22 protein-coding genes are annotated in these 26,291 nt (G+C 72.3%); 15 read left to right on the top strand and 7 right to left on the bottom strand.

Annotated features, from left to right (window positions below):
• The first annotated feature begins 206 nt into the window (after window positions 1-206).
• The 3 genes from recA (at window position 207) to rny (ending at window position 3,760) form a co-directional block, all read left to right on the top strand.
• Window positions 207-1,364 (top strand): recombinase RecA, encoded by a 1,158-nt coding sequence (gene recA / locus I2501_RS37865; RefSeq protein ID WP_196198638.1) that lies wholly within the window; start codon window positions 207-209, stop codon window positions 1,362-1,364.
• A gap of 5 nt (window positions 1,365-1,369) precedes the next feature.
• Entirely contained in the window at window positions 1,370-2,113 is a 744-nt protein-coding gene (locus I2501_RS37860; protein ID WP_196198637.1) for a regulatory protein RecX, read from the top strand.
• Between the two features lie 207 nt (window positions 2,114-2,320).
• Complete coding sequence (gene rny, locus I2501_RS37855; protein ID WP_196198636.1) at window positions 2,321-3,760, top strand: ribonuclease Y; 1,440 nt, start codon at window positions 2,321-2,323, stop codon at window positions 3,758-3,760.
• Between the two features lie 27 nt (window positions 3,761-3,787).
• Here the strand turns inward: rny and I2501_RS37850 are convergent, their stop codons facing one another.
• The 5 genes from I2501_RS37850 to I2501_RS37830 all read right to left on the bottom strand — a co-directional run bounded on the left by I2501_RS37850 (window position 3,788) and on the right by I2501_RS37830 (window position 8,602).
• The gene (locus I2501_RS37850) at window positions 3,788-4,780 is read right to left on the bottom strand and encodes a serine/threonine dehydratase (protein WP_196198635.1); all 993 of its coding nucleotides are present in this window, start codon (window positions 4,778-4,780) and stop codon (window positions 3,788-3,790) included.
• Window position 4,781: 1 nt separating this feature from the next.
• A complete protein-coding gene (locus I2501_RS37845; RefSeq protein ID WP_196198634.1) occupies window positions 4,782-5,210 on the bottom strand; it encodes a rhodanese-like domain-containing protein in 429 nt (142 codons plus the stop codon).
• Window positions 5,207-5,734: a cupin domain-containing protein gene (locus I2501_RS37840; protein WP_196198633.1), complete on the bottom strand. Its 528-nt coding sequence runs from the start codon at window positions 5,732-5,734 to the stop codon at window positions 5,207-5,209. The genes I2501_RS37845 and I2501_RS37840 overlap by 4 nt, the downstream gene beginning before the upstream one ends.
• Window positions 5,735-6,135: 401 nt before the next feature.
• Complete coding sequence (locus I2501_RS37835; RefSeq protein ID WP_328806884.1) at window positions 6,136-7,818, bottom strand: FAD-dependent monooxygenase; 1,683 nt, start codon at window positions 7,816-7,818, stop codon at window positions 6,136-6,138.
• A gap of 148 nt (window positions 7,819-7,966) precedes the next feature.
• Window positions 7,967-8,602, bottom strand: coding sequence for an ATP-binding cassette domain-containing protein (locus I2501_RS37830; RefSeq protein ID WP_196198631.1), 636 nt, complete (start codon window positions 8,600-8,602; stop codon window positions 7,967-7,969).
• Window positions 8,603-8,978: 376 nt separating this feature from the next.
• Here I2501_RS37830 and I2501_RS37825 point away from each other — a divergent pair, with 376 nt between their 5' ends.
• The 4 genes from I2501_RS37825 (at window position 8,979) to I2501_RS37810 (ending at window position 13,008) form a co-directional block, all read left to right on the top strand.
• Complete coding sequence (locus I2501_RS37825) at window positions 8,979-9,707, top strand: response regulator transcription factor (RefSeq protein ID WP_196198630.1); 729 nt, start codon at window positions 8,979-8,981, stop codon at window positions 9,705-9,707.
• 15 nt (window positions 9,708-9,722) lie between these two features.
• On the top strand, window positions 9,723-11,174 hold the full coding sequence (locus I2501_RS37820; RefSeq protein ID WP_196198629.1) for a sensor histidine kinase: 1,452 nt from the start codon (window positions 9,723-9,725) through the stop codon (window positions 11,172-11,174).
• Window positions 11,175-11,274: 100 nt separating this feature from the next.
• Window positions 11,275-12,066, top strand: coding sequence for an alpha/beta fold hydrolase (locus I2501_RS37815; protein ID WP_196198628.1), 792 nt, complete (start codon window positions 11,275-11,277; stop codon window positions 12,064-12,066).
• Window positions 12,067-12,126: 60 nt separating this feature from the next.
• Window positions 12,127-13,008 (top strand): MerR family transcriptional regulator, encoded by an 882-nt coding sequence (locus I2501_RS37810; protein ID WP_236048004.1) that lies wholly within the window; start codon window positions 12,127-12,129, stop codon window positions 13,006-13,008.
• 52 nt (window positions 13,009-13,060) lie between these two features.
• Here the strand turns inward: I2501_RS37810 and I2501_RS37805 are convergent, their stop codons facing one another.
• Window positions 13,061-14,059, bottom strand: coding sequence for a TAXI family TRAP transporter solute-binding subunit (locus I2501_RS37805; protein ID WP_196198627.1), 999 nt, complete (start codon window positions 14,057-14,059; stop codon window positions 13,061-13,063).
• 164 nt (window positions 14,060-14,223) lie between these two features.
• On the opposite strand from I2501_RS37805, the gene miaB reads away from it, so the two are divergent.
• Together miaB and I2501_RS37795 are read left to right on the top strand one after the other, a co-directional pair.
• The gene (miaB, locus tag I2501_RS37800) at window positions 14,224-15,771 is read left to right on the top strand and encodes a tRNA (N6-isopentenyl adenosine(37)-C2)-methylthiotransferase MiaB (RefSeq protein ID WP_196198626.1); all 1,548 of its coding nucleotides are present in this window, start codon (window positions 14,224-14,226) and stop codon (window positions 15,769-15,771) included.
• A gap of 83 nt (window positions 15,772-15,854) precedes the next feature.
• Window positions 15,855-16,544, top strand: coding sequence for a class III extradiol dioxygenase subunit B-like domain-containing protein (locus I2501_RS37795; protein ID WP_196198625.1), 690 nt, complete (start codon window positions 15,855-15,857; stop codon window positions 16,542-16,544).
• Window positions 16,545-16,609: 65 nt separating this feature from the next.
• Here I2501_RS37795 and I2501_RS37790 read toward each other — a convergent pair whose 3' ends face one another.
• A complete protein-coding gene (locus I2501_RS37790; protein ID WP_196198624.1) occupies window positions 16,610-16,906 on the bottom strand; it encodes an antitoxin in 297 nt (98 codons plus the stop codon).
• 111 nt (window positions 16,907-17,017) lie between these two features.
• Here I2501_RS37790 and miaA point away from each other — a divergent pair, with 111 nt between their 5' ends.
• The 6 genes from miaA to I2501_RS37760 all read left to right on the top strand — a co-directional run bounded on the left by miaA (window position 17,018) and on the right by I2501_RS37760 (window position 26,176).
• Window positions 17,018-17,956 carry a tRNA (adenosine(37)-N6)-dimethylallyltransferase MiaA gene (gene miaA, locus I2501_RS37785; protein WP_196198623.1) on the top strand — a complete coding sequence of 313 codons (939 nt, stop codon included), beginning with the start codon at window positions 17,018-17,020 and terminating at the stop codon, window positions 17,954-17,956.
• 404 nt (window positions 17,957-18,360) lie between these two features.
• The gene (locus tag I2501_RS37780) at window positions 18,361-18,852 is read left to right on the top strand and encodes a hypothetical protein (RefSeq protein WP_196198622.1); all 492 of its coding nucleotides are present in this window, start codon (window positions 18,361-18,363) and stop codon (window positions 18,850-18,852) included.
• A gap of 237 nt (window positions 18,853-19,089) precedes the next feature.
• Complete coding sequence (gene dapF / locus I2501_RS37775) at window positions 19,090-19,965, top strand: diaminopimelate epimerase (RefSeq protein ID WP_328806883.1); 876 nt, start codon at window positions 19,090-19,092, stop codon at window positions 19,963-19,965.
• A gap of 336 nt (window positions 19,966-20,301) precedes the next feature.
• A complete protein-coding gene (locus I2501_RS37770; RefSeq protein WP_236048002.1) occupies window positions 20,302-22,818 on the top strand; it encodes a RelA/SpoT family protein in 2,517 nt (838 codons plus the stop codon).
• A 28-nt stretch (window positions 22,819-22,846) separates the two neighbouring features.
• On the top strand, window positions 22,847-24,373 hold the full coding sequence (hflX, locus tag I2501_RS37765) for a GTPase HflX (RefSeq protein WP_196198619.1): 1,527 nt from the start codon (window positions 22,847-22,849) through the stop codon (window positions 24,371-24,373).
• Between the two features lie 363 nt (window positions 24,374-24,736).
• Window positions 24,737-26,176 carry a diaminobutyrate--2-oxoglutarate transaminase family protein gene (locus I2501_RS37760; protein ID WP_196198618.1) on the top strand — a complete coding sequence of 480 codons (1,440 nt, stop codon included), beginning with the start codon at window positions 24,737-24,739 and terminating at the stop codon, window positions 26,174-26,176.
• The last annotated feature ends 115 nt before the right edge of the window (window positions 26,177-26,291 follow it).

The following is a 26,291-nucleotide window of genomic DNA, read 5'->3' as shown; positions in this document are numbered from 1 at the left end:
CCATCGAGGAAGTCGGCGGGGACAGTAGCAGGTCAGGGGCGGGCGGCGTGGCGGAGTGCAAGAATCGAACGCACGTTCCCTATAGTTCCCTATACTGAATCCGGCACGTTATCCACAGGCTGCGCTCACGGAGGGCTGTTTGTCAGTGGTGCGCGCTAGCGTCTTCGGTGATGAAGCGTTCAGCACAGACCCCCAAGGTGGCACCCATGGCAGCGAACGACCGCGAGCGGGCTCTCGAGACAGCCCTCGCCCAGATCGAGCGACAGTTCGGCAAGGGCTCCGTCATGCGTCTCGGCGACGAGGCGCGGGCTCCGATCGAGGTGATCCCCACAGGTTCGATCGCGCTCGACGTCGCCCTCGGGGTCGGCGGTCTGCCGCGCGGTCGTGTGGTCGAGGTCTACGGCCCGGAGTCCAGCGGTAAGACCACGCTCACCCTGCACGCCGTGGCCAACGCGCAGAAGGCCGGCGGCATCGTCGCCTTCGTCGACGCCGAGCACGCGCTCGACCCGGAGTACGCCAAGAAGCTCGGCGTCGACACCGACGCGCTGCTGGTCTCCCAGCCCGACACGGGTGAGCAGGCGCTGGAGATCACGGACATGCTGATCCGCTCCGGCGCCGTCGACCTCATCGTCATCGACTCCGTGGCCGCCCTGGTGCCGCGCGCCGAGATCGAGGGCGAGATGGGTGACTCGCACGTCGGCCTCCAGGCCCGACTGATGAGCCAGGCGCTGCGCAAGATCACCGGTGCGCTCAACCAGACGAAGTGCACCGCGATCTTCATCAACCAGCTCCGTGAGAAGGTCGGCGTGATGTTCGGCTCGCCGGAGACCACGACCGGTGGCCGCGCGCTGAAGTTCTACGCCTCGGTCCGTCTCGACATCCGCCGGATCGAGACCCTCAAGGACGGCACGGAGGCGGTCGGTAACCGCACCCGCGTCAAGGTCGTCAAGAACAAGGTCGCCTCGCCGTTCAAGCAGGCCGAGTTCGACATCATCTACGGCCAGGGCATCAGCCGCGAGGGCAGCCTGATCGACATGGGCGTGGAGCACGGCTTCATCCGCAAGTCGGGCGCCTGGTACACCTACGAGGGCGACCAGCTCGGCCAGGGCAAGGAGAACGCCCGCAACTTCCTGCGGGACAACCCGGACCTCGCCGACGAGGTCGAGAAGAAGATCAAGGAGAAGCTGGGCATCGGCCCGAAGCTCGACGTCGCAGAGACCGCCGCGCCCGTCGTGGCCGAGGCTGCCGCTCCGGCCGCCGCCAAGACGCCGGCCGCCCGGGGCTCCAAGGCGAAGGCCGCTGCCGCCGACGCCGTCCCGGCGAAGCCCGCCGCGGAGGCCGTCCCGGTGGAGGCCAAGGCCTGAGCCCGGTGAGCAGCGACAGCGCCTGGGGGCCGCGCGACTGGTGTGCCAACGGCATCGGTGGCGAGGAGGAGCAGCAGGAGAACCTTGCGGGTCCGGAGACGGATCCGAGCCCTGCGCCCTTCGCCACCGAGCCGACACCGGCGGTCGCCGCCAGGACGCGCAGGCGTGGCGGGCGCAAGCGGCGCGAACGCGGCGAGGACGACGAGGGGAACGAGTCGCGCGCGGAGGTCACCGATCCCGCCGCGCGGGCACGGGACATCTGCCTCCGGCAGCTCACCGGGTCCGCACGCACCCGGCGGCAGTTGGCGGATGCCCTGCGGCGTAAGGAGATCCCGGACGAGGTGGCCGAGGAGGTCCTCGACCGGCTGGAGCAGGTCGGCCTGATCGACGACGCCGCCTATGCCGAGGCGTGGGTGGAGCAGCGGCAGCGCCATCGAGGCCTGGCTCGACGGGCGTTGGCCAGCGAACTGCGGGCCAAGGGTGTGGCGGGCGACCTGGTGCAGCGCGCCGTGGCCCAGGTCGAACCGGAGGACGAGGAGGCGGCGGCCCGACGTCTGGTGGAGCGCAAGCTTCGCTCCACGGCCGGGCTGGAGCGCCAGGTCCGGCTGCGTCGCCTGGCAGGCATGCTGGCCCGACGCGGCTACCCGGAGGGCCTCGCCCTGCGCGTGGTCCGCTCGGCGCTCGACGCGGAGTCGTTCGATCCGGAGCAGTCCGGTCCGGAGACTTTCGACCTGGAGTCGATGGAGTGAGCGGCCCGTGGGTGGCCCAACTTCCCGATACCCCAACGGTCGTGACGGTGCGAAGCATTTGCCCGGCGAGGTCCGGAATGGTCGCCATCTTGACCGTTTCGTAACACCCACCTAGCCTCGCCATGAGCGATGAGGGGCCTCTGCTCACCTCGCACCGAGATCGCACCGTGATCGCGGCGTGCTCCCGCGCCCGGACGGGGAGGGCCGATGGATCTGGCATTGGGCACCACGGACGCGGTTCCGCTGCTCTCGCTGTCGCTCGGGTTGATCCTGGTGCTGGTCGCCACTCTGGCGGTACGCCAACTGCTGCGCGGTGCACGGGAACGCGCCGCCGAGCTGGAGCGCAGGGAGCAGCGCAACGCCGAGCGGGAGGTCCGGCTCGACGCCGAGCAGCGCCGTCTGCACGAGCGTGAGCGCGAGGCGGCCCAGGCCGCGGCCGAACTGGCGGTCCGCACCGAGGAGCTGGGTGCGGAACGACGCCGGACCTTGGAACACGCCGCCGGGCTGAGCGCGGCGGAGGCCCGTGCCGAGCTGATCCACGCGATCGAGCAGCAGGCCAAGCGGGAGGCCGTGCTGACGGTCCGTGAGCTCGAACGCCAGGCGCGCGCCGAGGGGGAGGCCCGGGCCAGGGAGATCGTCGCGTCGGCGGTGCAGCGCCTGGCGGCGCGGCAGACGGCGGATTCCGTGGTGACCGCGCTCCGACTGCCGAACGAGGAGATGAAGGGCCGGATCATCGGCCGCGAAGGCCGCAACATCCGTTCCTTCGAGGCGGTGACCGGCGTCAATCTGGTGATCGACGACACCCCGGAGTCGGTGCTGCTCTCCTGCTTCGACCCGGTCCGCCGCGAGGTGGCCCGGCTGACGCTGGAGGAGCTGATCGCCGACGGCCGGATCCACCCGCAGCGGATCGAGGACGCCCACGAGCGCAACCAACTGCAGGTGGAGCGGCTCTGCGCCGCCGCCGCGCAGGACGCGGTCGCCGAGGTGGGCGTGGACGAGCTCCACCCCGAACTGCTGCGCCTGCTGGGGCGGTTGCGCTACCGGACTTCCTACGGCCAGAACGTGCTGGGCCATCTGGTCGAGTCCGCCCACATCGCCGGAATGATGGCGGCGGAGTTGCAGGTCGACCCGGTCCTGGTCAAGCGCTGCACGTTGCTGCACGACATAGGGAAGGCGGTCACCGTCGCCGCGCAACCGGTCGGCGGGGCAGCGGTGACGGAGGGCAGCCACGCGATGATCGGCGCGGAACTCGTCCGCCGTTACGGCGAGTCGGAGGAGGTGGTGCATGCCGTCGCCGCGCACCACAACGAGGTCGAGCCGCAGACGATCGAGGCGGTGCTGACCCAGGCGGCGGACGCCTGCTCCGGGGGACGCCCGGGCGCGCGGCGCGAGTCGGTGGAGCTGCACGCCCGCCGGATGGAGAAGCTGGAGCAGATCGCCCGCCGCCACGAGGGCGTGACCAAGGTCTACGCGATGCAGGCCGGGCGCGAGGTCCGGGTGATGGTCCTCCCGGAGGCGGTGGACGACATCCAGGCACAGGTCATCGCCAAGGACGTGGCCCGCGAGGTCGAGGCGGAGCTGACCTATCCGGGCCAGATCCGGATCACGGTGATCCGCGAGAGCAGGGCCACCAGCTTCGCGCGGTGAGCCTGCGCCTCTGCGGCCGAAGGCGCGTCAGGCCAGGTCGCTCGGGTCGGTGTTGGCACCGCAGAGGATGACGGCGATCTTCTCGCCGGGGGCGGGGGTGTGTACGCCGCTGGTGAGCGCCGCCAGGGCAGCCGCCGCAGCGTGCTCGACCGCGAGCCGGTGGGTGGACCAGAGTGCCCGACGCGCGGCGACGATGTCGGCGTCGCTGACCAGGACGCTCGACACATAGGGCCGGTTGGCCAGCTCGAAGGCCATGCGGGAGACCCGGCGGGCGCCGAGTGCGTCCGCGGCGACGGAGTCGACGGTGACATCGACCGGGCCGCCCGCCTCGATCGCCGCGTTGAGGGCCCGGCAGTTCTCCGGCTCGACCGCGAGAACGCGCAGCCCCCGGTCGGCCGCCGCTATCGCGGCAGCAGCGGCGGTCCCGGAGAAGAGGCCGCCTCCGCCGACGGAGACGACGACGGTGTCGACGTCGGGCGCGGCCGCGAGCAGTTCCCGGGTCAGGGTGCCCGCGCCCGCCGCGATCAGTGGGTTGTCGTAGGCGTGGGAGAGCAACGCACCTGTCTTCTCGGCGTACTCGACCGAGGCGGCCAGCGCCTCCGCGTACTCGGTGCCGACCTGGCGCACCTCCGCGCCGTACTCGTGCAGCTTGGCGACCTTGACCGCGGGCGCGGTGACCGGCACGAAGACCGTTGCCCTGGTTCCGGTGGCCCGCGCCGCCCAGGCGCAGGCCAGACCCGCGTTGCCGCCGGAGGCGATGGTGATGCCCGCCTCCGGCATGGTGCCCGCGTCCTGGTGGAAGGCGGCGAGGTTGGCCGCGCCCCGGGCCTTGAAGGTGCCGGCGTACTGCAGGAACTCCAGTGCCAGCAGGACTGTGGTGTCGGAGCCGGGCGGGCAGAACGCACCCGGTGCGGCCTCGGCCAGCGCGAGCGGGCGCACCCGCCCGGCGATGCGGTCCGCCGCCGCGTCGATGTCGGAGGGGCCGATGAGCGCGGTGGGAGTGCTGGTCACCCTTGGCACGCTACACGTCGGCCCGTGGCACGTCTGCAGCGTCCGGGGTGGGGGAGATCACCGGCAGTCCGGCGGCGGCCCACGCCTGGAAGCCGCCGATCAGGTCGGTGGCCCGGTGCAGGCCGAGCGCGTGCAGGGAGCGGGCGGCGAGGGAAGAGGCGTAGCCCTCGTTGCAGACCACGACGACCAAGCGGTCGTGATCATGCCTCGCTTCCGGTGCACGGTAATCGCAGAGCGGGTCGAGCCGCCATTCGAGCTCGTTGCGTTCGACGACGAGCGCGCCCGGGATCAGGCCGTCCCGGTCGCGCAGGGCGGCGTAGCGGATGTCGACGAGCAGCGCGTCCTGCAGCGCTGCGGCGTCGGCGGCCTGATGTGGCGTCAGTCGGTGCAGATGGGACCGCTCCCGCTCCAGGAGGGCGTCGATACCCGGCCTGCTCACCACTCCGTCCTCCCCTCGACCCGCGCCAGCCGCAGGATGTCACCGGCCCGAGCGTAGCGGCGCAGTTCGGGCAGCGGCGGGTAGTAGCAGTGCACCGAGACGGCGTGCCGGTCGGTGGCGGGGTTGATCACCTGGTGGACGTGGTGGGGGCCGAAGGAGCGGCCGGCCCCGGGGCCGAGGGTGCGCTGCCGGTCGACGCCGTCCGCCAACTCCAGGCTGCGCCAACCGCTGGTCGGCAGCGGCATCACCAGGGAGAGTTCGCTGAGCCGGCCGCTGGCCGTGACGAATGCTCCGCTGGAGCCGCCGTGGTCGTGCCATCCGGTCTCGGAGCCTGGTGGCCAGCCGATCACCCACGCCTCGCTGCCGCCCGGCCCGTCCAGGCTGACCCAGGTCCGTTTCGTCGGATGGAGCGTCAGCCGGGCGGTGACGGCCGGATCGGCGGCGGCCGTGCGCGCGAAGTCGAGCAGGTCGGTGAGGGTCGGCAAGGTCCGCGCCGCTGGTGCGGGCGCGAGGGAGTCGTGCATGGGGCGTCCTCAAAGGGCGTCGGTGGTGAACGAACCGGTCAACGGGCCTGTGGGTACGGCGAACTGCGGGTACGACGAAGCGACGAAGCAGAGCCGTTGCGCGCGCGACGTGCGGGGTGAGCGTGAGGGAACACCGAAGGACGACGGCACGTCGGCCGTGCGTTCAGCGAAGCATCAGGCCACGTCGCGGCACGCGGGGCACGCGGAGTGCGCGGGGCTCTGTGAAGGGCCGTCCGTGACGACGGTGGAGAGAGCGGGGAGTGTCCGTCTCCGGCCGGGCGTCAGGTCAGCCCGGGATACAGGACAGGCGGGGGCACCGGACGTCGTCCGGTCGTGCGCTGCGGACAGCCCACCCACTCATGATCCTCATGCCGTGAGTAGAGCACGGGCCCGGGGGACGGTCAAGCGCGACCGGCGCTCAGTCGCTCGCGTGCAGGAGTGCGCCCGGACGTGCCCCCGTCACCGGAGCCGCCCGAGCCGTCCGAGCCGTTACCTTCACCGGACTCGTCGGCGTCCGCCGTGCCTCCGCGTGGCGCGGGGAGGTCGGCCGGGCCGCTGCGGGCCCGGTCCGCGAGGTCGTAGAGCTCCTCGGGGCGGCAGCCGTGCAGGGCGGCGACCAGGTGGCCGTCCGGCCGGATCAGCAGCACGGTGTGCGGCGCGGCACCGGGATAGGCCTCGGTGACCAGGAGTTCCGCCGGCAGCGGCAGGGCCTCGGTCGCCTCGGTCAGCTGGGGCATCAGGCCTGCGCCGAGCCAGTGCTCGCTGGCCCACACCCCCGTGCCGGGGGCCACCAGCACCACCAGGAAGCCGCGTCCCAGCCGCGCCCGCAGCCGGTCCTTGGTGCCGTCGGCGGTGACCACCGTGAAGTCGGGGACCAGCACGCCCGGGCTGGTCGGGGCGAGCGCGGGCGTCAGCGCCGGGCGGGAGCGCTCCGGGTAGGCGGGCGCGCCGCCGAGCCGACCGGTGCCGAGGCTGCCGTCGGAGAGCAGCGGCGCGTTGCGGCGCAGCGAGCCGGACAGGATGCTGCGTCGGGCTTCGAGCAGCGGCGTGCTGGGCTGGAGCAGCGGCATGGCCTGGTCGACCGCGCGCAGCCGGGCGATCACCGCGCCGCGCCGCTCCTGCTGGTAGGTGGTGAGCAATTGCTCGGGTGCGCAGCCGTGCCAGACCAGGCCGAGCTTCCAGGCGAGGTTGTCGGCGTCGCGCAGCCCCTCGTCGAGGTTCTGCATGCCGAGCGCGCCCAGCACGTGGGCGGCGTCCCCGGCCAGGAAGACCCGGCCCACCTGGAAGCGGGTCGACAGACGCTGCTGGACCACGTAGTCGGCGTTGGAGATCAGCTCGTAGGGCGGCACGGTGCCGCCGTTCCACGCGGAGAGGCTGGCGCGCAGCTGCTCGATCAGCTGGTCGGGCGTGAGCGCGGGCGCGCGCGTCGGTAGCCGCCAGTCGAGCCGCCACACCCCGTCAGGCAGGGGGCGCGCGGTCACCTCGCGCGCTCCCGGCCCACCCGAGCCGCGCGGGGGGTCGCGGTGCAACTGCGCCTCGCCGGGGAACGGCAGGTCGGCACGGACGGTCGCCAGGGCGTAGTGGTCGGCGGCGGCTCGGCCGGGGAAGCGCAGCCCCAGCCGCTTGCGGACGGTCGACCGCGGGCCGTCGCAGCCGACCAGGTGGCTGCCGCGCAGCCAGGTCTGCTCGGTGTGCACGCTGACCGAGTCGGCGTCGTGCTCCAGTTCCAACACGGCGGAATCGGTGATCAGTTGGACCAGCGGCGTGGCGGAGACGGCGTCGCGCAGACCGCGCAGCAGCCGGTGGTGTGCCAGGTGCAGCACGTCGTCGGGCTGGAGCGGGACGGCCAGCAGTTCGCGGTTGCGGCGCAGCGTGCGCCAGGCGGTCCAGCCCCGGCCGTCCGCGACCACCCGCGTGTACCCGATCCGTTGCAGGAAGCCGACGGTGTCGGCCCGCAGCACCGTCGACCTGGACCCCTCCGGACAGACCCCGCTGCCCTCGTCGACGACGATGGTCGGCACCTGGTGCCGGGCGAGCGCGAGCGCCAGCGCGAGGCCGACGGGACCGGCGCCGGCGATGATCACAGGGTCGGATCCGGAATGGGCGGGGCCAGTCATAGAAGGAAATGCACCAGATCAGCTACTACCCCGTCAAGCAGCGTTGGGCGTACGCCGGTTCACTTCACACGCATGCGCGATCATGTTCGAATCCTTCACCCGTCCGCAGGGCCCCTCAGCGACGCAGCAGCCGGGAGACGAAGTCACGGGCGCGGGAGGTGCGCGGGGCCGAGAAGAACTCGGCCGGAGGAGCGGACTCGACGATGCGCCCGGCGTTCATGAAGAGGACGCGGTCGGCGGTGTCGTGGGCGAGGTCCGGCTCCTCGGTGACGATCAGCACGGCCAGACCGTCGTTCGCCAGCTCGCGGGTGAGTTCCCTGGTCAGGTCGTGCAGGGCCGCGGGCGGCTCGTCGACCAGCAGCACCTTGGGGTCGAGTGCCTGCGCCCGGGTCAGCTCGCCGAGCACGGTGCGGCGCAGCACCGGACTCCGGCGCCGCGGCACGCGCGGGCCGTGCTCCGGTGCGTCGGGGCAGGGCACCAGCCCGACGTCCGCCTGGACCGCACGGCGCGCCCGCCCGTGCGTAGTCAGTGGAGCGCCGTCCAGCAGGATCTCCCCGCAGTCGACGGATTCGGTCCCGTGGAGGGCCCGGCACAGGGTGGTCTTCCCGGCGCCGGGCGGGCCGACCAGCGCGACCACCTCTCCCCGCTGGAGTTCCAGGTCGACCGCGTCCAGGGACTGGACGATGCCGTGGCGCTTGCTGACGCCTCGCACGCTCAGCAGCGCGGGCTGCTGCGGTGCGGCGGGGGTCATCGTCGACCGACTCCTTCGGTGTTCCAGGCGGTGCAGTCGAGCGGTGCTGCCGTGCTGCGGGAAGGATGTCGGCGGTGTCCGGCTCGTCCGGGTACGGACCGACAGGTCGACTCTACGGTGCCCGGAGGACTGTCTGTGCACTTCTGAGGGGGATTTGAGGATCTTGAGCCCGCCCGGCCCCCACCTGCCCCTGTTCTGCCCCGACCCCGGCGTGCGTCACGGCCCCGGCCCCGGTGCGGCGTGATCATCGCAGCTCGGTAACGGTCTCCGCGCGTCCGCCTCTGCCCCTTGACCCGGGGACGCCATCTGGGAGTGGATGCGTCTCACGGGACGCGTATGAGAAATGGACCACAACCGGAATCCGGAGGATCGACCGATGCGCCTGCTTCTCGTCGAGGACGACGAGCACGTGGCCGCCGCACTGGTCACGGTGCTCGGCAAACACGGTTTTGAGGTGCGCCACGCCCGTTCGGGCAACGAGGCGCTGGACGCGCTGGTGCCGGACGGTCGTCCCCAGTTCCGGGTGGTGCTGCTGGACCTCGGCCTGCCCGACCGCGACGGCTTCGAGGTCTGCGACCAGATCCGGCGGCGCGTCGGCATCCCGGTGATCATGGTGACGGCCCGGTCGGAGGTCAGGGACCGGATCCACGGCCTGAACATCGGCGCCGACGACTACATCGTCAAGCCCTACGACATGGGCGAGCTGCTCGCCCGGATCCACGCCGTGGCGCGGCGCGACAGCGCCTCCCGTCCGGGGGCCGCGACGTCGCAGTCCCCGGCCGAGGACCCGGTCGCGATGCTCAGCCGGGCCTTCGGCCTGGAGCTGGATCAGGCGGCGCGGCGCGCGGTGGTGCGCGGCGAGGACGTCGCGCTCACCCGCAAGGAGTACGAGCTGCTGACGCTGCTCGCCCAGAGCCCCGGCGTCGTCTTCCGCCGCGAGCAGATCATCAGCGAGGTGTGGCACAGCAGTTGGGACGGCACCGCCCGGTCGCTCGAGGTCCACGTCGCGTCGCTGCGGCGCAAGCTCGGCCTGCCCGGACTGATCGAGACGGTGCGCGGCATCGGCTACAAGCTGGCGGTGCCCACGCACCTCGTCCAGGACTGAGGCGGCAGCCGCTCCATGCGTACCCGCCTGCTCGGCATCCTGCTCGCGCTGCTCGTCGCGGTGCTGACCGCACTCGGCGTGCCGCTCGCGGCCAGCGAGGCGCAGGGCGAGCAGCAAGTGGTGGTGGTCGACCGGATCGACGACGCCGCCCGTTTCGCCGCGCTGGCCCAGAACCCCTTCGGCCAGGCCGCCAGTCCGACCGCGGACGAGCAGCAGCGCGAACTCGACGCGGAGCTGCGGCGCTACCACGACGTCTACGGCATCGCGGCCGGGGTCTTCGACCTCAACGGGCGTGCCGTGCACGCCTATCCGACCACCTGGCAGAACGCCGCCACCGGGCTCTCCGCCGACCCGTTCCGCGAGGCACTGGACGGCCGCCGCAGTCACGACCCGGCCCAGGCGTGGCCCTGGGAGGGAGCGGGTGACCAACTCGTCATCGCCTCACCGGTGGTCTGGGACGGCGACGTGGTCGCGGTGATCGTCACCGAGTCGCCGACGGACGCGCTGCGGTCGCGGATCCTCTCCGGCTGGCTCTGGCTGATCGGCGGGGAGGCGCTGGCCATCCTCTTCGCGGTCGGCGCGGCCGTGGCGCTGACCCGCTGGGTGCTGCGACCGGTGCACGACCTGGACACGGTCACCCACGACATCGCCACAGGGCGTCTCGCCTCCCGCGTCGCGCCCGCCGGAGGGCCGCCCGAACTGCGGCGGCTGGCACGGGCGTTCAACGAGATGGCGGACCACGTCGAGGAGGTGCTCGATCAACAGCGGGCCTTCGTCGCCGACGCCTCGCACCAGCTGCGCAACCCGCTGGCCGCGCTGATGCTCCGGGTCGAGGCGCTCGGCATGGAGCTCCCCGAGGGGCACGAGGCCGAGCTCACCGGGGTCCGCGTCGAGGGCCGCCGGCTGGCCCAGGTGCTGGACGACCTGCTGGGACTGGCCCGCGCCGAGAACGCGGGCCCGGTCGTCGCACCGACGGACGTCGCCGCCCTGGTGGCCGAGCGCGTGGAGGGCTGGCTCGCGCTGGCGCACGAGCGTGGCGTGCGGCTGGAGTGGACGCCCCCGCCCGCGCCGCTGGCCGCGCTGGCCGAACCGGTCGGCCTGGGCAGCGCGCTGGACGCGGTACTGGACAACGCGCTCAAGTTCACGCCGCCCGGCCAGGCGGTCCGCGTCGAGGTCGCCGCGACCGACTCAGTGACCGACTCGGCGACCGACTCGGCGTGCGGCGCGGTGGTGGTGCGGGTCAGCGACTCCGGGCCGGGCCTGGACGAGGAGGAGCTCGCCCGGATCGGCGACCGGTTCTGGCGCAGCCCACGGCACCAGAACGTCGACGGCTCCGGCCTCGGCCTCTCGATCGCCCGCGCCCTGCTGTCCGCCAACGGCGGCGTGTTGGGTTTTGAACCGCACCACCCGCGCGGCCTGACCGTCACGCTGAGCCTCCCCGGCGCGGAGGCCGGTCCTGGTCGGTGATCGTTTGTCAGGAGCATTGACCGCGCCACCAAGCACTGACACATTGACCGCTGAGAATGATCGCTGGGAACGTGCCTCGCCGCCCCGTACGAGGAGGGTCATGATCCAAGGCGCCCGGGAGCATCGCGTCGTCACCGACGACGGCGTGGAGCTGGCCGTCGTCGAGGCGGGCGATCCGGTCCGACCGACCCTCTGGTTCCTGCACGGGTACCCCGACTGCCGTGAGGTCTGGGAACCGGTCATGGCGCGGCTCGCCGCCGACTACCACGTCGTCGCCTACGACACCCGGGGCGCCGGTCGCTCCTCCGCGCCGCCGCCGAGACGCCGTCACTACGCACTCGCGCGGCTGGAGGAGGACTTCCTCACCGTCCTCGACGAACTCGCCCCCTACGGACCGGTCCACCTGGTCGGCCACGGCTGGGGCTCGGCGCAGGGCTGGGAGTTCGTCACCTCGCCCCGGCTCCAGGGCGGACTGGCCTCCTTCACCAGCATCTCCGGTCCCTGCCTGGACCACGCCGCGCTCTGGGCCCGCGACCGGCTGCGGCACCCCACGCCCGCCAACCTGTGGGCCCTCGCCGAACAGGGGGCCTGGCTCTACCGCGCGAGCCTGTACTCGTGTGCGCCGAAGCCCCTGGAGCAGCGCCTCGCGCACGTCCCGGTGCAGGTGGTCCTGCCCGAACACGACCCGTACCTCTCCTCGCGGCTCTACCAGGACATCGACCGGTGGACCCCGGTGCTGCACCGCCGCACGGTCGACGCGGGCGACCGGCTGCCGCTCACCCGGCCCGCGCAGGTCGCGGAGTGGGTGGCCGAATTCGTCGACAAGGTTCGGGTGGGTAGCATCCCGTCGGTCAAGCGCGTGGATCACGTGAAGGAAGCGCGCGCGAGCTGAGCTCGGCTCACCACCGGGGCTCACCGGAGAGAGGCTGCGGGCACTGTGGAGGACGACGCCATGGACACCATGGACGCCATGGGCACGGCGCCCCGGACGCGGCCCCGCGACGAGTACCTGATCGACGACCTGGCCCAGGCAGCCGGCACCACCGTCCGCAACGTCCGCGCGTACCAGGACCGCGGCCTGCTGCCGCGCGCCGACCGCCGCGGCCGGGCGAACGTCTACGACGCCTCGCACCTGGAGCGGCTGCAGTTGATCGCCGGGCTGCTCGACCGCGGCCACACCCTGGCCGGGATCAAGGAACTCCTCGACGCGTGGGAGGACGGCAGCGGCCTCGGCGGCGTGCTCGGCCTGGTGGCGGAGGTGACCGCGCCCTGGAGCGACGAGAAGCCCGGCCGGATCACCCGCGCCGAGCTGCGCGCCCGCTTCGGCGGCGTCGAGGACCCGGAGGCGATAGCCGCGGCCCTCCGCCTGGGCGTGTTGGAGCGGGAAGCAGCGGCGGAGTCGGACGTGGACGCGGACCACGGCGGGCGTGCGGACGACGCTGAGGCCGACGCCGAGAGATGTCCCGTCGAGGCCTACCGCGTGCCGAGCCCGGCCGAACTGGAGGTCGCGGCCCAGCTCTACGACCTCGGGGTGCCGCTGGCAGCGAGCATCGCGCACCTGGAGGAGCTGCGCCGCGACATTCGCCATGTCGCCCGCCGTTTCGTGCAGTTCAGCGCGGTCGAGGTCTTCTCCCGCTACCTCGGCCCGACTCCGCTCAGCGACGCGGACGCGGCCCGTGCTGCCGAGGCCGTCCACCGGCTGCGCCCGCTCGCCCAGGCAGCCGTCGACGCCGAACTGGCCCGCGCGATGCGCAGCGAGGCGACCCTCCTGCTGGAGGCCTCCGTCAAGTTCCTGCCCTCCGCTCTCGGCGAGGCACTCGCCCGGGAGCTGTGACGCGGCGGAACTGCCGAACTCCGGAACTCCGGAACTGCGGACAACCGAAGGCTCAGGGCTTGACCGAGACGTAGTACCGGCGGGCGCCCTCCGCCAGCGGCAACGGGTCGGTGTAGATGGCCGAGCGGATGTCCACCAGCTGTGCGGCGTGGACCTGTTGGCCGATGCTGTCGCGGCTGTTCATGATCACTTCGGTCATCCTCTCCACCAGCGCGTCGGGCACGTCGGCCCGGGTGACCATCAGGTTGGCCACCGCCAGGGTGGAGACCGGTTTGTCCGGCAGACTGCCCGGATAGGCCGAGGCCGGGATGGTCGAGGTGCGGTAGATCTGGATGTCGTCCGTGCCCCCGTCCTGCTTCTGCGCGAGCTGGTCCATCTGCGCGGCCAGGCCGCCCAGCGGCACCAGACGGACGTGGTCCTGCCGCATCAGCTGCGTGACGCCGCCGGTCGGCAGGCCGCCGGACCAGAAGAAGGCGTCGATCCGGTGCGCCTCCAGTGCGGCGGGCGCGTCCTCGATGCCGAGCGGCACGGCGGTCAGGTCGCGTCCGGGGGTGAGCCCGGTGACGGTGAGGACCCGGCGGGCGATCAGCTCGACGCCGCTGTCCGCCTGACCGGTCCCGACGCGATGGCCGCGCAGCTGGGCCACCGATCGGATCGGCGAGTCGGTCGGGACGACCAACTGCACGTAGTCGTCGTAGAGTTCGCCCAGCGCGCGGAGCTGCGACTTGCCGGGGCCCGAGTAGTTGGAGACCGCGTCCGCCGTGGCGATGCCGAAGTCGTCCTGGCCGGAGATGATCCGGGACAGGTTGTCCGGCCCTCCCGCGGTCGGGTCCAGCTTCAGGTCCACGCCGGGCAGCTCCGAGTGGACGGCGGAGTCGAGCAGCGTGCCGTAGAGCGCGTAGACGCCGGACTGCGAGCCGGTCGCCATCCGGAACGTGCCGGTCGGATACCCGGGTCCGCCGCTGGTCCCCAGCCACAGGCCGAGGCCGACCGCGCAGACGACCACCACGGCGAGCGGGAGGCGCAGTCGGCGCAGCAGGGTCCGGGACATGCCGGGATCCTGCCAGCCGCGCGCTCCCGGGCCAAGGGTCTGTTCGCGCCTCGGACGCGCTCCGCCACCGGACCGGAGCCCTCCGTTCTCGGTCGGACGTGGACGGATCCGAGCCCGACCCGGCGCGGATCTGGAGGGTTTCCACTGCCCGTACCCTTGGGTGCGTGGGTACCGCAGAAACTTCCGCTGACACTTCCAAGACGTACGACATCCGCACCTACGGGTGCCAGATGAACGTCCACGACTCCGAGCGTCTCTCCGGTCTGCTGGAGGACGCCGGTTACGTCCGGGCCGCCGACGGCGGCGACGCGGACGTGGTCGTGTTCAACACCTGTGCCGTGCGCGAGAACGCGGACAACCGGCTCTACGGCAACCTGGGCCGGCTGGCCTCGGTGAAGGCGGTGCGTCCGGGCATGCAGATCGCCGTCGGCGGCTGCCTGGCGCAGAAGGACCGGGAGACCATCGTCAAGAAGGCCCCCTGGGTCGACGTGGTCTTCGGCACCCACAACATCGGTCACCTCCCCGCGCTGCTGGAGCGCGCGCGGGTCCAGGAGGAGGCCCAGGTCGAGATCCTGGAGTCGCTGGAGGTCTTCCCCTCCACGCTGCCCACCCGCCGTGAGTCCGCCTACGCCGCGTGGGTCTCGATCTCGGTCGGCTGCAACAACACCTGCACCTTCTGCATCGTCCCGGCCCTGCGCGGCAAGGAGAAGGACCGCCGCAGCGGCGAGATCCTCGGCGAGGTCGAGGCGCTGGTGAACGAGGGCGTCGTCGAGGTCACCCTGCTCGGCCAGAACGTCAACGCCTACGGCTCCGACATCGGCGACCGGCAGGCGTTCGGCAAGCTGCTGCGTGCCTGCGGCGAGATCGAGGGCCTGGAGCGGGTCCGGTTCACCTCCCCGCACCCCAAGGACTTCACCGACGACGTGATCGCGGCCATGGCCGAGACCCCGAACGTGATGCACCAGCTGCACATGCCGCTGCAGTCCGGCTCCGACGACGTGCTGCGCGCGATGCGCCGCTCGTACCGGCAGGAACGGTACCTCGGCATCATCGAGCGGGTCCGGGCCGCCATGCCGGACGCGGCGATCACCACCGACATCATCGTCGGCTTCCCGGGCGAGACCGAGGAGGATTTCGAGCAGACGCTGGAGGTCGTCCGCCAGGCGCGCTTCGCGCAGGCCTTCACCTTCCAGTACTCCAAGCGCCCGGGCACGCCGGCGGCGGAGATGGAGAACCAGATCCCCAAGGCGGTCGTCCAGGCCCGCTACGAGCGGCTGGTCGAGCTGCAGGAGCAGATCTCCTGGGAGGAGAACAAGAAGCAGGTCGGCCGGGTTGTGGAGGTGCTCGTCGCCGAGGGCGAGGGCCGCAAGGACGAGGCCACCGCGCGCCTGTCCGGACGCGCGCCCGACAACCGGCTCGTGCACTTCGTCCCGAGCCTGCGAGGGACGAACGACCAGCACAGCGGGAGTCCCGAGGAGCGGGTCCGTCCCGGCGACATGGTCACGGTCGAGATCACGTACGCCGCCCCGCACCACCTCCTGGCGGAGGGCCCGGCACTGGCGGTCCGCCGTACGCGCGCGGGCGACGCCTGGGAGCGCCGCCAGGCCGCTCCCGCGGAGGCGGCGAGGCCGGCCGGCGTGATGCTGGGCCTCCCGACGATCGGCGCGCCCGCGCCGCTCCCGACGGCGGAGACCAAGGGCTGCGCCTGCTGATCGCTCGCTGAGAGGGACATTGCGCGCCCCTGACGAGGTGCAACCGTCTGTGCGAGCAAAACCTGCGGGTAGGGTCTTGAGGCATGTTGGTTGCCGCTGCCGTCTGCCCCTGCCCGCCGTTGCTCGTGCCTGAGGTCGCCGTCGGGGCGGCGCCGGAGTTGGACGGTCTGCGGGCCGCCTGCGACGAGGCGCTGGCCGTGCTCCTCGCGGCGAAGCCGGAGCGGATCTGGGTCGTGGGGCCGGGGGCCGAGCACCGGATGTTCGATCGCGGCGGAGTCGGCGGCTTCCGCAGCTTCGGCGTGGACGTGACCATGGACCTGGGCGAGGGCGACGCGTCCGAGACGCTTCCGGCGTCGCTCGCCGTGGGGGCCTGGCTGCTGGAGCGGGCCGGTTGGGACGGTCCGGCCTTCGGGCTCGCCGTTCCCGACTACCTGGAGCAGGCGCTCTGCCGTGAGAACGGCCTGGAGCTTGCTCGTTCCGCCGAACGGGTGGGCGTACTGATCCTGGGCGAAGGCAGTGCCCGCCGGACTCTCAAGGCCCCCGGCTACCTGGACGAGCGGGCCAAGCCCTTCGACGCCGCCGTTGCGGCGGGGCTGGCCGAGGGAGAGGTGCCGCCGCTCGACTCCGAGCTGGCCTTCGACCTGATGGCGTCGGGTCGCGCGCCCTGGCAGGTGCTCAGCGGTGCGGCGGAGGGCTCTGCCATCTCCGCCGCCCGACTGCTCTTCGACGACGCACCGTACGGCGTCGGCTACTTTGTCGCTTCGTGGGTCTGAGGTCGCTGGGTCCGAGGTCGCTTCCCGCGCCTCAGCGGATCACTTGACTGGATCGCCTGAGTTGATCAGGGGTTGGTCCCGCCGGCCTCGCCGGTCTGCTCCGTCTGCCCGGGCTCTGCGGGCTTCTCCGTGGCCTCGCCCTGGATGGTGTCCTTCGGGCCGCCGAGCTTGTTGACGGCGTCCTTGGCCTTGTCCCGGCCTGTGTGGATCTGGGACTGGTACTTGCCCTTGGTGGCCTTGTCGGCCATGTCGCCGACCTTGTCGAGGCCTGCGCCGATTTGCGACTTGTGGCTGCCCGCGTACTCGGTGGCCTTCTTGGAGGCCTGGTCCAGCGCGCCCTTCAGGGAATCCGTGAGGCCCATGACCGCTCCGTTCCGTGTGCCGGGTCGTCCGACCCGGGTCGCCAAATCGGGCATACAGCCCATTTATCCCCATATGGTATTTCCGGTGCGGGGATTTGCCAGACTAGGGGGGTGACCAGTCCTTCGTCCCCATCTCCCGTCGCGGCCCCGCGTGTCATCGCGGTCGTCGGTGCGACGGCCGTCGGAAAGTCCGACCTCGGCGTCGCCCTCGCCCACAAGCTGGGCGGGGAGGTCGTGAACACCGACTCCATGCAGCTCTACCGGGGCATGGACATCGGCACCGCGAAGCTCACCATGGCCGAGCGCGAGGGCGTGCCGCACCACCTGCTGGACATCTGGGACGTCACCGAGGCCGCGAGCGTCGCCGAGTACCAGCGGCTGGCCCGCGCCACCATCGACGACCTGCTCGCCCAGGGCCGCACACCCGTCCTGGTCGGCGGGTCAGGTCTCTACGTGCGCGCGGCCATCGACGAACTGGACTTCCCCGGCACCGACCCCGTGGTCCGCGCCCGCCTGGAGGCGGAGCTGGAGACCGAGGGCCCGGGTGGGCTGCACGCCCGCCTCGCCGCCGTCGACCCGGAGGCCGCACGCGTGATCCTGCCGAGCAACGGCCGCCGGATCGTCCGCGCGTTGGAGGTCGTCGAGATCACCGGCCTGCCGTTCACCGCCAACCTGCCCGGTCACGAGTCCGTCTACGACGCCGTGCAGATCGGTGTCCGGCTTTCGCGACCCGAGCTGGACGAGCGGATCGCGCTCCGCGTCGACCGGATGTGGCAGGACGGGTTGCTGGACGAGGTCAGCACGCTGGCCGGGCAGGGCCTCCGCGAGGGCCGCACCGCCTCGCGCGCGCTCGGCTACCAGCAGGCGCTGGCCCAGATCGACGGCGAGTACGAGGAGGCCGAAGCCCGCGCGGAGACCGTCCGGGCCACCCGGCGCTTCGCACGGCGTCAGGAGTCGTGGTTCCGGCGGGATCCACGCGTGAACTGGCTCGACCGCGACACCGCGGCGCCGCTGGACGACCTCCTGGAGCAGGCGCTCGCGCTGCTCTGAGGGACGCTGCCGAACGCTGCTGGAACGGGTGTTGAACGGCTGCCGAATGTCGACCGTGCATGGTGGTCCGCACGGTGGCCCGCACGGCTGCCCGGACGGTGCGTCGGAGGGTGAGGCGCATGTCGCGGGCGACGTGCGCCGGGTGTGTGCGGCGCGTGCGCCGGGTGGTGCGCGGGCGTCGTCGAGTGACCGGACCGGCGCTTTTCAGGCGGTATTCGCACGTCTGTCGCCATGTCCGGAAGGCCCGGTCACGACCTGATCACGTCATGGCCACGGATCACCGCGAAGGCCCTTGCCGGGCGTCGCCGCACGCGGTCGTCGTGCCATCATCGAGCATCGAGAGCATCGGTGGGTCCGGTGGAGCGCAACTCCCCGGCGACAAGCGCAGGGGAGGCCGCGTGTCCATGGATACCGGCCCCGACACGCACCGACTCCCCGACGATCCCTTCGAGCCCGAGGATCACGACGCGGTGTCCGCAGGTGAGTTTTCCGCACGGGAACTGACGCCTCTTCCGTTCCTGCCCGAGCAGGACGAGGAGGCGCTGCACCGTCGCGAGCTGCGCCCCGCGGGCCGGCTCCGGGTCTGGCAGATCTTCCCGATCGTGGCGCTGGCGATACTGGGCTCACTGATGTTCGCCTTCCCGCTCGCCTTCGAGGGCGGCGGTGGCACCGGCGACTCCGGCGGCAGCCTGGTCGGCATGCTTGGTCTGCTGTTGACCGCGGCCTCCGCGGGCTGGGGCGCGATGGCCGCGCGCCGCGCGGGGTACGCCTGGCCGGGCCTCCCGCGCCAGGGCTCCGGCCGCAGGGCGGGCTGGCGCCCGCTGCTCGCCTACACCGCTACCGCGCTCGTCCTGCTGGCGCTGGGGCTGTGGCGCGTGGCGCACCTGCACGGGTAGACACCCTTCGCGGGCGAGGTAGCTGCAGTTGCCTCCAAGGGCGCGGGGCTCTGCTGATATGCGGCTCCGCCGCGTGGGCGCGAGAAACCACCGATGAGCGGATGGCCCTGCACGTTCGGCCTGCCAGGTGGGTGGGTGGCTTGTCGCGCAGTTCCTCGCGCCCCTGGGTAGTGCAACGTCTCGCCTGCCGAACAGCCGGGCCCCTGGATGGATCTTCAGCCCCGTACCATGGACCCCGTGAACGACACGGTGAAGGGCATCCGCTTCCTCAAGGGTCACGGGACCGAGAACGACTTCGTCATCCTCCCCGACCCCGACGGCCTGCTCGCGCTGTCCGCGCCGCAGGTGGCGCGGTTGTGTGATCGGCGGGCGGGGATCGGCGCGGACGGCGTGCTGCGCGTCGTGCGGTCCGCCGCGCACCCCGAGGCGGAGCGTTACGCCGCTGACGCCGAGTGGTTCATGGACTACCGGAACTCCGACGGCAGCATCGCCGAGATGTGCGGGAACGGCGTCCGGGTCTTCGCGCGCTACCTCGTGCTGGCCGGGCTCGCCGAGCAGGGGGACCTCGCCGTGGCGACCCGGGGTGGGGTCAAGCAGGTGCACGTCTCGGCCGACGGCGACGTCACCGTGCGGATGGGCAGGGCCGCGCTGCCCGGGCCGGAGACGGGGATCGAGGTGGCCGTCGGCGCGCACCGCTGGCCCGCGCGGAACGTGAACATGGGCAACCCGCACGCGGTCGCCTTCGTCGCGGACCTCGCCGACGCGGGCACGCTCTACGACGCGCCCGAGGTGACCCCCGCCGCCGTCTACCCCGAGGGCGTGAACGTCGAGTTCGTCGTGGACCGCGCGCCGCGTCACGTCGCGCTGCGGGTGCACGAGCGCGGGTCGGGGGAGACGCGCTCCTGCGGGACGGGCGCGTGCGCCGTCATGGTCGCCACCGCGCGGCGCGACGGGGTCGACCCGGCGGTGACCGGCGAACCGGTGACCTACACCGTGGACGTCCCCGGCGGACGCCTGGTGATCACCGAACGGCCGGACGGCGAGATCGAGATGACCGGCCCGGCCGTCGTCCTCGCGGAGGGCGAGCTCGACGCCTCCTGGCTCCACGCGTAGGGCCGTGGCCCTGCGAGCAGGGCCGAAATGCCGAAACTTTCATCCATGCCCCGTCGGAATCGGTTCAAATCCCCCGAACGGGTGATCAACGTGACGTTGGGAACACGAGGCGTCGCGGTGTGTGTTGCACTCGCTAGCATGGACCATCGGAGCTGCGGCCTGCTCCGGTGATCGCTGCCGGAGGTGCGCATGAATGCCGGTGATCTCCACGCCGTACCTGGCGTCCCGTTGGAGGGGCGCAGAACCGTCTCTGCAGATCGGGCTCCTGATGAGCCCGCCGAACGCCCGGGGGAGGGGCCTCCTGAGCGGCCCGCAGATCGCCCGTTCGGGCGAGCGTTGCCCGGGTTCCGCAGGACGGGCCTGGGGCGTGCGGGGATAGCGGCGCTGCTCGCGGGCGGACGCCCGCAACTCGCCGACGCCCTGGAGCCGGTGGTGCGCGCCATGCGCCTGCACCATCCGCGCGGCGACGTGGACGTCGCCCTGCTGGGCCGCGCCTACCAGGTCGCCGAGGCGTCGCACCGGGGGCAGACCCGCAAGAGCGGCGAGCCGTACATCACCCACCCGCTCGCGGTGGCCATGATCCTGGCCCAACTCGGCGCGGAGGCCACGACGTTGGTCGCCGCCCTTCTCCACGACACGGTCGAGGACACGGCCATGACGCTGGCTCAGGTGCGCGAGGGCTTCGGTGACGAGGTGGCCTATCTCGTCGACGGCGTCACCAAGTTGGAGAAGGTCGACTTCGGCGCGGCGGCCGAGGCCGAGACCTTCCGCAAGATGCTGGTGGCCACCGGGCAGGACGTCCGGGTGATGGTGATCAAGCTGGCGGACCGGCTGCACAACATGCGGACCATCCGTCACATGAAGCCGGCCAGCCAGATCCGGATCGCCAAGGTCACCCGTGACGTGCTGATCCCGCTCGCCGAGAGGCTCGGCATCCAGGTGGTGAAGTCGGAGCTGGAGGACATCGTCTTCGCCACGCTCCACCCCGAGGAGTACACCGCCACCAAGGCGCTGCTCCGGGAGCACGCCGCCGAACTCGCCGCCGAGGAGCATTCGTCCGCGTCTGCGGGCGCTCCGCTGGAGGCGTTCGCGACGCAGCTGCGGCGTCAGCTGCGCGAGGCCAGGGTTCCGGCGCAGGTCAGCGTCCGGCCGCGGCACTGCGTCTCGGTCCAGCGCGCCCGGCTGCGCCGCAGCGAGCTCGGCCCGACCGACTTCGCCCGGCTGCTGGTGGTCGTCGAGGAGAACGCCGACTGCTACGCGGTCCTGGGCGAGCTGCACACCTGTTGGACGCCGCTGGCCGGGGAGTTCAAGGACTTCATCGCCGCGCCCAAGTTCAACCTCTACCAGTCGCTGCACACGTCGGTCACCACCGAACAGGGCGCGGTGGTCGAGGTGTTGGTGCGCACCGGGCAGATGCACCGCGTCGCCGAGTTCGGCGTGGTCGCCCTCGGCGCGCCGGGAGCCGCCGCGCTCGGGCCGGATGCGGCCGAGGCCGTCCAGCCCGTCAGCGGTGCTGTCGGGGGCGGCGTCGGTGTCGTCGGCGGTGGCCCTGACGCCGCCGACGAGGCCGAGGGCCGCGATCCGTTGGACCACACCGATCCGGCCCGCCCCGGCTGGCTCTCGCGGTTGCTCGAATGGCAGCGCGAGACCCCGGATCCGGACACCTTCTGGTCCCAGCTCACCGCCGACCTCGCGGGCGACGGAGAGATCACCGTGCTGGTCGAGAACTCCCGGGAGCACGCCCCCGCCGAACGGGTGCAGCTCCCCGCGGGTGCGACCGGCGTCGACGCGGCCTACGCGGCGGGCGAGGATCGCGGCCACCGATGTCTCGGTGCGCGTGTCAACGGACGGCTCGCCGCGCTCTCCACGCCGCTGCAGGACGGCGACGTGGTCGACCTGCTCACCGAGCCCCCCGGCGAGCCGACGGCCGGCCCAGCGCCCGAGTGGCTCCCGCACGCCCGTACGCCGGGCGCCCGGATCGCCATCGAGCGCTGGCTGGCGGAGCACCCCGGCCAGGAGGAGTCCGCGCGACTGCACGCGGGCCCGCTGGTCGGACCGCCGCGCGGCCACCAACTGCTCGGCGGCGGCCCCGTCGACACCGAGCGGGCCGTCGTCGGTGCGCCCGCGCTGCCGGACGCGACGGTCCGCCTGGCTCGCTGCTGCACCCCGCTCCCGCCCGACGAGCTGCTGGCCTTCGCGATCCGGGGCGGCGCCCTGGCGGTCCACCGCGGCGACTGCCCGACCGGGCTCGCCATGCGCGCGGCCGGACGCGCCCCCGTCGAGGCCAGCTGGTTGGAGAGCCTGACGCCGACGGGCTACCGGGTCACGGTCCAGGCCGACTCCCTCGGTCGGCCACGGCTGCTGGCCGACCTGACCGCCGCCATGTCCGGAATCGGCGTCGACATCATCTCCGCCGAGGTCGAACCGCCGCAGGAGCTGCGGGTCCGCCACACCTACACGGTCGAGCTGCCCGATCCCGAGGCACTGCCCGAGCTGATGCGGGTGATGCTGCGGGTGCCCGGCGTCTACGACGTCTACCGGGCCGGACCGGCCAACCGGGGCACGGCAGGGTCCGAAGCCGGATCCACGGGCGCGTCCACCGGGTGGGCCGCAGGAGGGGCCGCTGCCGGGGCTGCGCGACGGGCCACCGCGCGAGCCGCCGGCGAGCTTGCAGGAGAGCCCGCAGGTGAGGGAACACCCGGGGGAAATGATGGTGACCCTGGGGGTGAGGGCGTGCGACCATCGAGGGGAATGCGTGGCAGACCTGCCGCGTTGTCCTCTGCGGGGGATTCCGCACAGCCGAGACGGCGTGCCGGTCACCGGCATTCCGAGCCCGAACTGTCGCGGGAGTAGGGCCCCGACCGACTCGCTTAAGGATCCAATGACCTCCACGTTCGAAACCCGCGACGCCGACGCGAAGCACGGCCGCGGCGCCCGCCGCACGGCCGACCTGCGCGCAGAGGCCCTGATGGACGAGGACCTCGCGGGAATCGACGGGATTCCCGGACGGCTCTACACCAACGAGTACGACGGCGACCAGTTCGACCGCTCCGAGCGAGCCGCGCTGCGCCGTGTCTCCGGGCTCTCCACCGAGCTCGAGGACGTCACCGAGGTCGAGTACCGCCAGCTGCGACTGGAGCGCGTGGTGCTCGTCGGCGTCTGGACCGACGGCACGGCCGAGGAGGCGGAGAACTCACTCGCGGAGCTCGCCGCCCTCGCCGAGACCGCCGGTTCCGTCGTGCTCGACGGCGTGATCCAGCGCCGTGACAAGCCCGACCCCGCCACCTACATCGGTTCCGGCAAGGCCAACGAGCTGCGCGACATCGTGCTCTCCACCGGCGCGGACACGGTGGTCTGCGATGGTGAGCTCAGCCCCGGCCAGCTGATCCACCTGGAGGACGTCGTCAAGGTCAAGGTGGTCGACCGGACCGCGCTGATCCTGGACATCTTCGCCCAGCACGCCAAGTCCCGTGAGGGCAAGGCCCAGGTCTCGCTCGCGCAGATGCAGTACATGCTGCCGCGCCTGCGTGGTTGGGGTCAGTCGCTCTCCCGGCAGATGGGTGGTGGTGGCTCCGGCTCCTCCGGCGGCGGTATGGCCACGCGTGGTCCCGGTGAGACCAAGATCGAGACGGACCGTCGTCGGATCCGCGAGAAGATGGCGAAGCTGCGCCGCGAGATCGTGGAGATGAAGACCGCGCGCGACACCAAGCGCCAGGAGCGCCGTCGCAACCAGGTCCCGTCCGTGGCGATCGCCGGTTACACCAACGCCGGCAAGTCCTCGCTGCTCAACCGGCTCACGGGCGCCGGTGTCCTGGTGGAGAACGCCCTGTTCGCCACCCTGGACCCGACGGTCCGCCGCGCGGAGACGCCCGGCGGCCGGCTCTACACCCTGGCCGACACCGTCGGCTTCGTCCGCCACCTGCCGCACCACCTGGTCGAGGCGTTCCGCTCCACGATGGAGGAGGTCGGCGAGTCCGACCTGATCCTGCACGTGGTCGACGGCTCGCACCCGGAGCCGGAGGCGCAGCTGGCCGCGGTCCGCGAGGTCATCGTCGAGGTCGGCGCGCAGGACGTGCCGGAGATCGTCGTGATCAACAAGGCGGACGCCGCCGACCCGCTGGTCCTGGCCCGACTGCTGCGCCGCGAGCCGCATGCGATCGCGGTCTCGGCGCGGACGGGTCAGGGGATGGACGAGCTGCTGGAGCTGATCGAGTCCGAGCTGCCGCGCCCGTCGATCGAGATCACGGCGCTGGTCCCGTACACGCGTGGCGATCTCGTCGCCCGCGTGCACCGCGACGGCGAGGTCCTGAGCGAGGACCACACCGGCGAGGGCACACTCCTGAAGGCGAGGGTCCTGGCGGACCTCGCTGCGGAGCTGGAGCGCTTCGCTGTGGTGGCGCAGAGCTGAGGTTCTGCAAGCCCGAGCCTTTGGCGCCGCAGGTGGTTGCACTATCTGGGGGCGCGGGGAACTGCGCGACAAGCCACCGAGTGTGGTGAGTCGCTGAGCGAGCAGGGCCATCCACACAGGGTGGTTGCTCGCGCAGTTCCCCGCGCCCCTGACGTGTGCAACCACCTGTCTCGGCTCAGACCCGCGTTTGTGCGGGGTTTGTGATCGGCCGTTTCTCTTCCTGGTGCTTGGTCGTTAGCCCAACGGGACGTCACCCGAAGGGGGTGCGCGCCGCCGTTGTGAGGCCTGCTCGTTCGGGTGGCTGTGCCGGACCGGGCGTCGGTCCGCGTCGCGTCGCCCCGACCGCCAGGAGGTAGTCAGGCCATGTCCACCACGGCGCTGCCCACAAGCACCAGCGCGAGCGCGATCCTCGGACGGCAGGCGGCACGCGAATCCGCCGCGCGAACATACGCGCGCTCACTACCGATCGTTCCGGTCCGGGCCAGAGGGATGACCGTCGAGGGCGCGGACGGCCAGCGCTACCTCGACTGCCTCGCCGGCGCCGGCACCCTCGCGCTCGGGCACAACCACCCGGTCGTGCTGGAGGCTATCCGCTCCGTGCTGGACTCCGAGGCGCCGCTGCACGTGCTGGACATGGCGACGCCGGTCAAGGACGAGTTCACCACCGCGCTCTTCGAGACGCTTCCGCCCGCTTTCGCGCGCAACGCGCGGATCCAGTTCTGCGGTCCCGCCGGGACCGACGCTGTCGAGGCCGCGCTCAAGTTGGTACGGCTGGCGACGGGGCGGGACGGGCTGCTGGCGTTCGTCGGCGGCTACCACGGGCAGACCGCGGGCGCGTTGGCCGCGAGCGGCGACACGGCCGTTCGCGCAGCCCTTGAGGGGGGTGGCGCAACGGTCACCCGGCTGCCCTACCCGTACGCGTACCGCTGCCCGTTCGGCGTCGGCGGGCCGGCGGGGGCGCGGCTCGGGACGCGGTGGACCCGGTCGCTGCTGGAGGATCCGAAGGGCGGGGTGGACCGTCCCGCCGGGATGCTGGTCGAGGTGGTCCAGGGTGAGGGCGGGGTCATCGCCGCGCCGGACGAGTGGTTGGTCGAGCAGCGGGAGTTGACCGCGCGTCACGGCATTCCGCTGATCGTCGACGAGGTGCAGACCGGGGTCGGGCGCACCGGGGCCTTCTGGGGTGTCGGTCACTCCGGGATCGAGCCGGACGTGATGGTGGTCTCCAAGGCGATCGGGGGCAGCCTGCCGCTGGCGGCGATCGTGTACCGGTCGGAGCTGGACGTCTGGGCGCCCGGTGCTCATGCCGGAACGTTCCGCGGCAACCAACTCGCCATGGCCGCGGGCGCGGCCACCTTGCGCTTCGTCAGGGAGCAGGGCCTCTCGCAGCGCGCCGCCGAACTCGGTACCCGGATGCTGGCCCGGCTGCGCGGCATGCAGCGCGAGCTGCCCGCCGTCGGCGATGTCCGCGGACGCGGTCTGATGCTCGGCGTCGAGCTGGTCGATCGCACCGGTACACCGGACGAACTCGGCGCCTACCCGGCCGCGCCCGAACTCGCCTCCGCCGTACGGGCGGAGGCGCTGCGGCGTGGCCTGATCGTGGAGCTCGGCGGCCGGTACGGCTCGGTGGTCCGGCTGCTGCCGCCGCTGACGATGACGGACGAGCAGGCGGAGGCCGTCCTGGAACGGCTGGCCGAGTCGGTCGCTGCGGCCTCACGTGAAGCCACCGCTCTCTCCGGCGCGCCCGCCGCGCTGGACCGGCACCGCCAGCTGGTCCCGGCCGCACGCTCCGGAGGGGCGGCGTGACCACCACCGAGGGAGTTCCTCCGCCTCTTCCGCCTCGACCGCCTGCCTCTGGCCCCGCGTCCGGGCCTGCCCCCGCGTCGGACCTCGGAACGTCCGTCACCGCTCTCGCGGGTGG

The sequence above is a fragment of the Streptacidiphilus fuscans genome (assembly GCF_015690355.1).
Classification (GTDB): Bacteria; Actinomycetota; Actinomycetes; order Streptomycetales; family Streptomycetaceae; genus Streptacidiphilus; species Streptacidiphilus fuscans.
This window is presented reverse-complemented; position numbering and strand designations above follow the sequence as displayed.

Excerpts from the sequence above, each read along its gene's own strand:
- I2501_RS37820 (WP_196198629.1), top strand. The coding sequence starts at position 9,723 with ATGCGTACCCGCCTGCTCGGCATCCTGCTCGCGCTGCTCGTCGCGGTG.
- I2501_RS37795 (WP_196198625.1), top strand. The coding sequence starts at position 15,855 with ATGTTGGTTGCCGCTGCCGTCTGCCCCTGCCCGCCGTTGCTCGTGCCT.
- I2501_RS37790 (WP_196198624.1), bottom strand. The coding sequence starts at position 16,906 with ATGGGCCTCACGGATTCCCTGAAGGGCGCGCTGGACCAGGCCTCCAAG.
- I2501_RS37840 (WP_196198633.1), bottom strand. The coding sequence starts at position 5,734 with ATGCACGACTCCCTCGCGCCCGCACCAGCGGCGCGGACCTTGCCGACC.
- I2501_RS37760 (WP_196198618.1), top strand. The coding sequence starts at position 24,737 with ATGTCCACCACGGCGCTGCCCACAAGCACCAGCGCGAGCGCGATCCTC.
- I2501_RS37825 (WP_196198630.1), top strand. The coding sequence starts at position 8,979 with ATGCGCCTGCTTCTCGTCGAGGACGACGAGCACGTGGCCGCCGCACTG.
- I2501_RS37810 (WP_236048004.1), top strand. The coding sequence starts at position 12,127 with ATGGACACCATGGACGCCATGGGCACGGCGCCCCGGACGCGGCCCCGC.
- I2501_RS37815 (WP_196198628.1), top strand. The coding sequence starts at position 11,275 with ATGATCCAAGGCGCCCGGGAGCATCGCGTCGTCACCGACGACGGCGTG.
- rny (WP_196198636.1), top strand. The coding sequence starts at position 2,321 with ATGGATCTGGCATTGGGCACCACGGACGCGGTTCCGCTGCTCTCGCTG.
- I2501_RS37830 (WP_196198631.1), bottom strand. The coding sequence starts at position 8,602 with ATGACCCCCGCCGCACCGCAGCAGCCCGCGCTGCTGAGCGTGCGAGGC.
- I2501_RS37780 (WP_196198622.1), top strand. The coding sequence starts at position 18,361 with ATGGATACCGGCCCCGACACGCACCGACTCCCCGACGATCCCTTCGAG.
- recA (WP_196198638.1), top strand. The coding sequence starts at position 207 with ATGGCAGCGAACGACCGCGAGCGGGCTCTCGAGACAGCCCTCGCCCAG.
- I2501_RS37805 (WP_196198627.1), bottom strand. The coding sequence starts at position 14,059 with ATGTCCCGGACCCTGCTGCGCCGACTGCGCCTCCCGCTCGCCGTGGTG.
- hflX (WP_196198619.1), top strand. The coding sequence starts at position 22,847 with ATGACCTCCACGTTCGAAACCCGCGACGCCGACGCGAAGCACGGCCGC.